The following is an 11,008-nucleotide window of genomic DNA, read 5'->3' as shown; positions in this document are numbered from 1 at the left end:
GCGCGAGCTGGCGACGACAGGATTCGACCTGTCGAAGGACCTCCCGTTCCGTACCCGGTTGTTCGAGGTGAGCCCCACCGAGCACCTGCTGGTGTTCGTGGTGCACCACATCGCCGCCGATGGTTTCTCGCTCGGCCCGCTCACTCGCGACGTCATGAACGCCTATGCGGCGCGGTCGATGAACCAGGAGCCGTACTGGACTCCGCTTCCGGTCGACTACGCCGACTACAGCCTGTGGCAGCGCGAGGTGCTGGGCTCCGAGGACGACCCCACATCCGTGGTCTCGCAGCAGATCGACTACTGGACGACGACGTTGGCCGGTCTGCCCGATCAGCTCGATGTGCCCTCCGACCGTCCCCGGCCGGCAGTGGCATCGAACAGCGGTGCGCTGGTGCGTTTCTCGATCGACGGAGAACTGCATCGCGCTCTGATCGAGGCGTCCCGACGTGAGAACGCGTCGCTGTTCATGCTGGTGCACACCAGCCTCGCGGTACTGCTGTCGCGGCTGTCCGGCGAGACCGACATCGCGATCGGCACACCGGTCGCGGGCCGCGGTGAGGCGGCGCTCGACGACCTGATCGGCATGTTCGTCAACACCCTCGTGCTCCGAACGGAGATCGACACCGCGCGCAGGTTCGACCAGGTACTCGCCGATGCTCGCGAGACCGACCTGTCGGCGCTGGCACACGTGGACGTTCCGTTCGAGCGTCTGGTGGAGATCCTCAACCCGGTACGTTCCACGGCACGTCATCCCCTCGTGCAGGTGGTGCTCGCGTTCCAGAACCTGGGGCAGAAGGATCTCGAACTACCGGGACTGTCGGTCTCGGGCGTCGACTTCGAGACCCTGGTTGCACTGTTCGACCTGCAGTTCACGTTCGTCGAATCGTTCGGACCCAGTGGTGCGGCGCAGGGTATGACGTTCGATGTCACCTACGCCACCGACCTGTTCGACGAGTCCACTGTGGTCACCCTGGGTGAGCGTCTGATCAAGGTCCTCGAATCCGTCGCCGACAACCTCTCGACCGTCGTGGGCGACATCGAACTGCTCGACGACGTCGAGTACAAGCGCGTGCTCGACGACTGGAACGACACCGACCACGACGTCGACCGGTCGCAGACGCTGGCCTCCCTCGGGCGGTCGGTCGAATCCGACGGAACCGCGCTGGTATTCGGTGACGAGTCGGTGTCCTACGGCGAGTTCGACGCACGGGTGGCTCGTCTTGCCCGGTACCTCGTCGATCGTGGTGTCGGCCCCGAGACCACCGTGGCGATCGCCGCCCGTCGTTCGGTGGAGCTCCTCGTCGGAATTCACGCGATCGTCGCGGCGGGCGGTGCCTACGTACCGATCGACCCGGATCAGCCTGCCGAGCGAATCGCGCACATTCTGCGCACCGCGGCACCGGTGTGCGTACTGAGCACGTCACGAGACTCGGTGGATGCCGACGGGCTCGACGTGATCGACATCGACGTTCTCGACCTGTCCGGGGTCTCCGATGCACCGATCACCGACGCGGACCGAATCGGTGCACTCGCACCGACGAACACCGCATACGTCATCTTCACGTCCGGGTCGACCGGGCAGCCGAAGGGCGTGGCCGTCACACACGAGGCAATCGTCAACCGGCTGCTGTGGATGCAGTCGGAATACGAGCTCGTCGCCGACGATGTCGTGTTGCAGAAGACCCCCGTCACGTTCGACGTGTCGGTGTGGGAACTGTTCTGGCCGTTGCAGATCGGGGCGACGCTGGTCGTCGCGAAGCCGGACGGGCACCGAGACCCGCAGTACCTGCTCGAGACCATCGAGGCGCAGTCGGTCACGACGGCACACTTCGTGCCGTCGTTGCTCGAGGTCTTCGTCTCCGTCGTCGCCGCCGAGTCGTCGTCCGCAGCCGCGTCGCTGCGGACTCTCTTCGCCTCCGGTGAGGCGCTGCCCGCCGAGGTCGGCGAACGCGTCCGACGCGTCCTGCCGGGCGTGGCGCTGCACAACCTCTACGGACCCACCGAAGCGGCTGTCGACGTCACCTATCACGAGGTGTCCGAGGCGGACGTCGACCTGGTTCCCATCGGTGTTCCGGTGTGGAACACCAGAACGTACGTCCTCGACTCCCGACTGTCCCCGGTTGCTCCCGGAGTCGCAGGTGAGCTCTATCTCGCCGGAGTCCAACTGGCCCGCGGCTACCTCGGTCGAGTGGATCTGACGGCAGATCGATTCCTGCCGGATCCGTTCGGCGAACCGGGTTCTCGCATGTACCGCACCGGCGATCTGGTGCGCTGGCGGGAGTCCTCGTCTCACACCGGGCGCCTGGAGTACTTGGGCCGCACAGACTTCCAGGTCAAGTTGCGTGGTTTGCGCATCGAACTCGGGGAGATCGAGACCGTGCTGCGCCGGCACCCGTCGGTGGAGTCGGCCGTGGTGCTGGTTCGGCAGACGGCCGTCGCCGGAGATCAACTGGTCGCCTATGTGGTCCCCGCCTCCGGTGCGACCGTCGACGTGGCCGACCTGACGGCGTTCGCCGCCCGCTCGCTCGCCGGGTACATGGTTCCGGCTGCGACCGTCGTGCTCGACGCACTTCCGCTGACCGCCAACGGCAAGCTCGACCGGCGCGCGCTCCCGGCACCGGATATCGAGCAGCGTGCCTTCCGCGCTCCGACGACCACGTCGGAAATCGTGGTGTCGCAGGTGTTCCGCGACGTGCTCGGCGTCGATGTCGTCGGAGCCGACGACGAGTTCTTCGCTCTCGGCGGTAACTCGCTCGTGGCGACCAGGGTGGCGTCGCGCATCGGTGCCGCGACGGACACCACGGTCAGTGTTCGGACCATCTTCGAGGCGTCGACGGTGGCGGCTCTGGCGGCGAAGCTGGACGAACTCTCGGGATCGGGACGAAAGACTCCTCTGGTGCGCACCGAGTTGCCGGACTTCGTTCCGCTGTCGCTCGCCCAGCGCCGGATGTGGTTCCTCAACCGTTTCGATGTCGATTCGGCAACGGAGAATCTGCCCGTCGCCATCGAACTGATCGGTGACCTCGACGTCGTCGCGCTGCGCTCTGCCGTGGCCGACGTGATCGAACGGCACGAATCGCTGCGCACCGCCTACCCCGAGGTGGACGGGGTGGCCTCTCAGGTCATCGTCCCCGCAGCGCAGGTAGCTCCGGAGCTGGCACCGACGAAGGTCACCGCCGACGACGTCACCGCCGCCCTGGCCGAGTTCTTCGTGCAGGGCTTCGACGTCACGGCCGCACCCCCACTCCGCGCCATTCTGCTCGAGCTCGACTCGAACCGGCATGTGCTGGCCTTGGCCACACATCACATTGCCGCAGACGGTTTCTCGATCGGACCGATGACTCGCGACCTCATGGTTGCGTACGCGGCCCGGAGTGCAGGCAGCGAACCGGGTTGGGCGCCGCTCGCGGTTCGCTACGCCGACTACACCCTGTGGCAGCAGACCGTGCTCGGTTCCGAGAGCGATCCCGATTCACCGGTGTCCGGCCAGATTCGACACTGGACGCGAACGCTGTCGGGACTGCCGGACGAGAGCACGTTCCCCGGCGACCGAGTGCGTCCCGATCGGTCGTCCTACCGCGGCGGCAACATTCGGCTGACGCTCGATGCGCAGACGCATGCGCGCCTCGGCGCGGTAGCCCGCGCCAATCAGAGCTCACTGTTCATGGTGTTGCACTCTGCTCTCGCGGTGTTGCTCTCCCGGTTGTCGGGCGAAACCGACATCGCCATCGGTACTCCGGTCGCCGGTCGCGGTGAGGCGGCACTCGACGACGTCATCGGTATGTTCGTCAACACCCTCGTGCTGCGCACCGAGATCGATCCCGGTGCTGCCTTCACCGATCTACTCGCCCGTACGCGCAACACCGATCTGTCGGCGTTCGCGCACGCGGAGGTGCCGTTCGAGCGACTCGTCGAGGTACTTGACCCACCGAGGTCGGCCGCGCGGCATCCGCTGATCCAGGTGATGCTGACCGTGCAGAACATGGAGCAGACCGAACTCGAGCTCCCGGGTCTGACCGTGCGCGGAGTCGATCTCGACGTCGAGACGGCGAAGTTCGACATCCAGTTCACGTTCACCGAGAACCAGGCGGACGGCAGCTCGGCCATCGACGTGACGTTCGCCCGTGATCTCTACGACGACGACACAGCGCGCGCCTTCGGTGAGCGCCTGATCCGCGTGCTGGAGTCGGTCGGTACCGATGCCGAGCAGCCCGTCGGGGACATCCCGGTGATGGATACGGCCGAGCGCGATCACGTTCTCGCCCTCGCCCAGGACGCACCGGCGGTCGCGGATTCTGCCGACTCCATCGTCTCCCTGTTCGCGGCCAGGGTCGCGCAGAACCCGGACGCTGCCGCCGTCGTCTTCGACGGTCGCTCGCGCACGTACGGAGACATCGACACCGAGTCGACGGCACTGGCGAGAGTTCTTGTCGCACAGGGTGTCGGCCGCGAATCCGCGGTCGCAGTCGTACTGCCTCGCACGGCCGATCTCGTGGTGGCGCTGCTCGCGGTGCTCAAGGCCGGAGGTGCATACGTACCGATCGATCCGTCGTACCCGGCCGATCGCATCGAGTTCGTGCTCGCCGACTCGCGTCCCGCCGCGGTACTGACCTGGACCGGCGTCGAGGTCGCGCTACCGCCGGAACTGCCCAGGGTCGACATGGACACCCCAGCGGACGAGTCCCGGTTCGCGACGGACGTTCTGCCGACGGTGACGGCCGCAGAAGCTGCGTACGTCATCTACACCTCGGGTTCGACCGGCACCCCCAAGGGCGTCGTCGTCCCGCACCGCAACGTCGTCCGCCTGCTGGCGAACACCCAGCGGCACTTCGATTTCGGCCCCGCCGACGTCTGGACTCTGTTCCACTCGTTCGCGTTCGACTTCTCCGTGTGGGAACTGTGGGGCCCGCTCACCACGGGTGGCACCGTCGTCGTGGTCGACTACTTCACGTCGAGGTCGCCGGAAGCGCTGCGCGAGTTGTTGATTCGCGAACGCGTGACCGTGCTCAACCAGACCCCGTCTGCTTTCTACCAGTTCGACCAGGCCGACCGCACGGCATCGGGTGCTGCCGAGTACGCGCTGCGCTACGTCGTCTTCGGCGGAGAAGCGTTGGAGCTGCGTCGATTGAGCGGTTGGTTCGATCGGCACGGCGATCGTTCCCCACAGTTGGTCAACATGTACGGCATCACCGAAACCACCGTCCACGTCTCGCATCGGGCTCTCGATGCGCAGGCTGCCGCGGAGGCATCGGGGTCACTGGTGGGTCGGGCGATCTCCGGGTTGTCCGTGTACGTGTTGGATGCGCGACTCGGCCTCGTGCCGGCGGGTGTCCCGGGAGAGATGTACGTCTCGGGCGGTCAGGTGGCGCGGGGATACCTGGGTCGGCCGGACCTGACGGCGACACGATTCGTGGCAGATCCCTTCGCAGGCGACGGTTCCGTGCTTTATCGCACCGGCGACGTCGCCCGGTGGTCGCCCACCGGTGAGCTCGAATTCGTCGGTCGCGCAGACGATCAGGTCAAGATCCGCGGCTTCCGCATCGAACTGGGCGAAGTCGAATCGTCGGTTCTGTCGGCTCCGGCCGTCGGACAAGCCGCGGTGATCGTGCGCGAGGACGCTCCCGGTGCCGCGCGCCTTGTTGCTTACCTGGTGCCCGCAACCGGTTCCACGATCGACGTCGACGCCGTCCGTGCGTCGGTGGCCGAGCAGCTCCCCGAGTACATGGTCCCGTCGGCGTTCGTGGTGCTCGACGCAATTCCGTTGACCACCAACGGAAAGCTGGACCGGCGAGCCTTGCCCGAACCGGCCGCACGAACCCGTGAGTTCAGGCAACCGACGACTCCGATCGAGTCCATGGTCGCCGAGGTTTTCGCCGACGTCCTCGGTCTCGACCGGGTCGGTCTCGACGACGACTTCTTCGAACTCGGCGGCAACTCTTTGGTGGCCACCCAGGTGGTGTCCCGACTCGGTGCCTCCGCCGACACGACGGTCCCGGTTCGGGCATTGTTCGAGGCCCCGACGGTCGCGGCACTCGCCGCGAGGGTCGAGCAGGGCTCGGGCGCGCGGCCGGCGCTGGTGCCAGGGCCTCGTCCCGATCGAGTTCCACTGTCGCTCGCGCAGCAGCGGATGTGGTTCCTCAACCGGTTCGACTCGGACTCGACGGCGTACAACATCCCGTTCGCTCTGCGCCTGAGCGGCGATCTGAACGTCGGCGCGTTGCAGAGCGCGGTCTCGGACGTCATCGAGCGGCACGAGACACTGCGATCGGTGTACCCGGATTCGCCCGAGGGACCGCATCAGGTGGTCGTGCCGATGTCCCAGGTGCCGACGACTCTCGACGTGATCGACACCGACGCGGAATCGGTGACCGCTCGGGTGCTGGAGCTGCTGGCGTCGACGTTCGACGTGACCGCAGAGGTTCCGTTGAAGACCTCGCTGTTCCGAGTCTCCGACACCGAGTTCGTGCTGGCGATGGTGGTCCATCACATCAGCGCCGACGGTCTGTCGATGATGCCGTTGTCGACCGACGTCATGACGGCCTATGCCGCCCGTACCCGGCATTCCGATCCCGCATGGGCTCCGCTGCCGGTGCAGTACGCCGACTACGCGCTCTGGCAACGCGACGTTCTCGGCTCCGAGGGCGACGCCGAATCGATTGCAGCGCAACAGATTCGATACTGGTCTGCCGCGCTGTCGGAGTTGCCCGAGCAGATCGAGCTACCTCTCGATCGCCCGCGTCCGGCGAGCCAGACGTTCCGCGGCAATCGCATCGATTTCCGAATCGACGTCGACGCGCACGCGCGTCTCGCAGAACTGGCCCGCGCGCACAACGCGACCGTCTTCATGGCCGTGCATGCGGCCTTCGCAGTGCTGCTTTCGCGGATCTCGGGGTCCTCGGACATCGTCGTGGGTACACCCATCGCAGGTCGCGGCGAGGCCGAGATCGAGAACCTCGTCGGCATGTTCGTCAACACCCTGGTGTTGCGACTCGATGTTCCGGGCGAGGCGACCTTCGGTGATCTCCTCGACGCCGCGCGTGAAACCGATCTGCAGGCGTTCGCCCACTCGGACATCCCGTTCGAGCGGCTCGTCGACGTGGTCAACCCCACGCGCTCGACGGCTCGGCACCCGCTGTTCCAGGTCGGCTTCTCGTTCCAGAACTTCGCTCGCCGCGAGTTCGAGCTCGACGGGTTGGAAATCTCGGCGCTCGACACCGAGACCGGCAACTCCCAGTTCGATCTGCATCTGATCGTGTCCGATGCCCAGCAGGGCGACGGCGCGGCAGGTGGCTTCGATGCCCTGCTGACCTACGCGACGGATCTGTTCGACGAGAGCACCGCCCGTTCACTCGTGGCCCGCTTCGAGGCCGTGCTGGCCGCCGTCGTGGCGTCGCCGTCGACACCCATCGGCGATCTCGACGTGCTGCTGGACGGCGAGCGATCTGCGATCGTCGAGGACTGGAACGACACGGTTCACGATTTCGGTGTCGTGGAACACACGACCCTGCCCGATCTGTTCGGTGCAGCCGCCGAACGCGACCGCGCTGCAGTCGCACTCGTCCACGACGACGGCGTGGTGACGTACGGAGAGTTCGCCGAGCGGGTCTCGCAGCTCGCGCGGCACCTGATCGGCATGGGTGTCGGGCCGGAAGTGCCTGTCGGCCTTGCCATTCGACGCTCGGTCGATCTCCTCGTCGGCATGTACGCCATCTCGACGGCAGGCGGGGCGTACGTTCCGATCGATCCGGACCAGCCGGCCGAGCGCAACGCGTTGGTTCTCGAGACAGCCGCTCCTGCGTGCATTCTGATCTCCGGCGATGTGGGTGCCGAGATCACCGATGCTGCCCCGATCGTGGATCTGGCCCGGTTCGACGCCGATGCCTACTCGGGTGGTCCGGTTGGCGCGTCCGAACGCACCGGGGTGCTCACCGCAGCCAACACCGCGTACGTCATCTTCACGTCCGGATCGACCGGTCGTCCGAAGGGCGTTGCGGTCTCGCACGGTGCCGTCGTCAACCAGCTGAACTGGCTGCGTGCGGAGTACGCACTCGACGAGACCGACGCAGCGCTGCTCAAGACCGCAGCGACGTTCGACCTGTCGGTGTGGGAGTTCTGGTCGCAGCTGACCTCCGGCGGACGGCTCGTCGTGGCCGAGGCCGACGGTCATCGTGACCCCGACTACCTGCTGGAACTGATTCGCACGCAGTCGGTGACGACACTGCACCTGGTGCCGTCGATGCTGTCGATGCTCGGCACCGTCGCCGCGGGCGAGGTATCGCCGAGCCTGCGGCGGGTGCTGGCGATCGGTGAGGCACTGCCCGCTGCCGTCGCACAGGAGTTCCGCAAGCGGAACGGATCGACCGACCTGCACAACCTGTACGGGCCGACCGAGGCAGCGGTGTCGGTGACCGCGCACGCGGTGACGGACGCCGATACGACCGCGGTGCCGATCGGTGTTCCCGAGGCGAACACGACGGTGTTCGTGTTGGACTCGCGGTTGCATCCGGTGCCTGCGGGTGTCAGCGGCGAGCTCTACCTGGCCGGCGCGCAGCTGGCGCGCGGCTACTTCGGGCGCGCGGACCTGACGTCGGAGCGATTCGTCGCCAATCCGTTCGACGCGAACGGTTCTCGGATGTACCGCACCGGCGACCTGGTGCGCTGGCGTGTGCCCGTCGTCGACGGAACGCCGGCCCCGGCGCACCTCGAGTACATCGATCGGGCCGACTTCCAGGTGAAGATTCGCGGATTCCGCATCGAGCTCGGTGAGATCGAAGCGGCCCTGCGGTCGCAGCCGGCAGTGGCAGATTCGGCCGTCGTGGTGCACAGCGGCGAGTCCATGGGTGACCAGTTGGTGGCCTACGTCGTCGGCCGGGCCGGGGAGGTCGTCGATGTCGCGCACGTCGAATCCGAACTCTCGCATCTCGTTCCGTCGTACATGGTGCCTGCGGCATTCGTGGTGCTCGAAGCGCTACCGCTCAATGCCAACGGAAAGCTGGACCGAAAGGCGCTGCCCGCGCCGCACTTCGAGGCCACCGAGTTCCGCGCACCGGTCACCCCGATCGAGGAGATCGTCGCGACGACCGTTGCCGAACTGCTCGGGCTGGACCGCGCGGGGCTGGACGACGACTTCTTCGCCCTCGGCGGAAACTCGTTGATCGCAACTCAACTGGTCTCGCGCCTCGGCCAGGCTCTCGACGCGCAGATTCCCGTGCGATCGGTGTTCGCGGCGTCCACGGTGGCGGGCCTCGCTGCACACATCGCGCCGCTCGTCGGCGGCGGTGCCCGCCGGGAACTGACGGTGCGCGAGCGTCCCGATCGACTACCCCTGTCGATCGCCCAGGAACGGATGTGGACGATCAACCGCATCGACCCGGGCTCGTCCGCGTACAACATCCCCGTTGCGGTGCGGTTGACCGGTGCCCTCGACATTGCCTCGCTCCGCGGCGCGTTCGACGATGTGCTCGGTCGCCACGAGATTCTGCGGACGGCCTACCCCGATTCGGTCGACGGCCCGGTGCAGCAGATCGGTGGCGTCGCCGACGTCGGGGTGGATCTCGAACCCGAACAGGTGGCACCGGACGCCGTGGTGTCCCGCCTGACAGACGTCCTCGGTGCGGGATTCGACGTGACGAAGACCGTCCCGGTCCGGGCTGCGCTGCTGCAGGTCGGCGACGACGAACACGTCCTCGCCGTGGTGGCTCACCACATCGCCGCCGACGGGTTCTCGATGGGGCCGTTGATCCGCGATGTCATGGTCGCCTACACCGCTCGGGTGGCGGGGGAGATGCCGTCGTGGGCACCGCTGCCGGTGCAGTACGCCGATTTCGCGCTGTGGCAGCGTGATGTACTCGGCCGCGAGGACGACCCGGACAGTCCGCTGGCGAAGCAGCTGGCCTACTGGACCGCCGAGCTGGCGGGAGCGCCGGAACAACTGGCACTGCCGCTCGATCGCCCACGGCCACCTCGACCGACCATGGAAGGCGCGTCGTACGGCTTCACGTTCGGTTCCGACGTGGCGTCGGCCATAGAGAAGATCGCCCGCGAGCATGCGGCGACGACGTTCATGGTGGTGCACAGCGCGTTCGCGGTTCTGCTGGGCCGGTTGAGCAACTCGTCGGACATCAGCATCGGCACCCCGACCGCAGGACGCGGCGAGGAGCAACTGGACGACCTGGTGGGCATGTTCGTCAACACGTTGGTGCTGCGCACGCAGATCGATCCGAACGGCACGTTCCTGGACCTGGTACGTCAGGCGAAGGACAAGGACCTCGCGGCGTTCGGCCACGCGGACGTTCCGTTCGAGCGGCTGGTCGATGCGCTCGGCCGCGCTCGGTCGAGTGCCTACACACCGCTGTTCCAGGCGATGTTGACGTTCCAGAACCATGCGACGGGCACGTTCGAGTTGCCGGGCCTGCAGGTGCAGGCGCTGCCGGCAGGCGACGATCAGGCGAAGTTCGACCTTCAGCTGACCGCCGTCGAGAACTTCGACGAGACCGGAGCGCTGCAGGACATCGAGGCGACGTTCACCTACGCGACGTCGATCTTCGACGAATCGACGATAGCGACGTTCGCCGAGCGGCTGTCGAAGATTCTGCGGACGGTCGTCTCCGATCCCGAGGTGGTGCTGCGATCCATCGACATCCTCACGGACGAGGAGAAGGCCGAGTTCGCGCCGCGCGCCAAGCCGAAGACGGTCGACGACCTACCGCAGTTGATTGCCGACGCAGCGGCGACCGCGCCCGATGCGGTGGCGCTCGAGCACGAATCGACGAGTGTCGATTTTGCGGCCCTGAACGCCAAATTGACGCAGATGTCGGCGACGATGGGCGCGGCGATGAAGCCGCAGGCTCTGGTGACGGTCACGCTGTCCGCACTGATTCCGGGCATCTTGCCCGCCCTCGGTGCAGAGGGGTTGTCGACCGCTCTGGCATCGTTGATCCAACGGGCGGAGTCGGTGATCGCGTCGTCGTGACGAAAGCCGAGCTCGCCGGTTGTGCACGTGGATCGA

At 66.7% G+C, this 11,008-nt stretch carries 1 protein-coding gene and 1 tRNA gene; one reads left to right on the top strand and one right to left on the bottom strand.

All coding sequences use genetic code 11. From position 1 onward, the window contains the following. Positions 1–8: 8 nt before the first annotated feature. Positions 9–115 (bottom strand) — tRNA-OTHER (locus CH281_RS26805). On the opposite strand from CH281_RS26805, the gene CH281_RS26800 reads away from it, so the two are divergent. After that, positions 68–10,972 carry a non-ribosomal peptide synthetase gene (locus CH281_RS26800; RefSeq protein ID WP_179274172.1) on the top strand — a complete coding sequence of 3,635 codons (10,905 nt, stop codon included), beginning with the start codon at positions 68–70 and terminating at the stop codon, positions 10,970–10,972. The two genes, CH281_RS26805 and CH281_RS26800, sit on opposite strands and share 48 nt — an antisense overlap. Positions 10,973–11,008: the final 36 nt, after the last annotated feature.

This window comes from Rhodococcus sp. 06-221-2 (assembly GCF_002258365.1).
GTDB classification, from domain to species: domain Bacteria; phylum Actinomycetota; class Actinomycetes; order Mycobacteriales; family Mycobacteriaceae; genus Rhodococcoides; species Rhodococcoides fascians.
The sequence above is the reverse complement of the archived record's forward strand: the minus strand, read 5'-3'. Positions and strand labels throughout refer to the sequence as shown.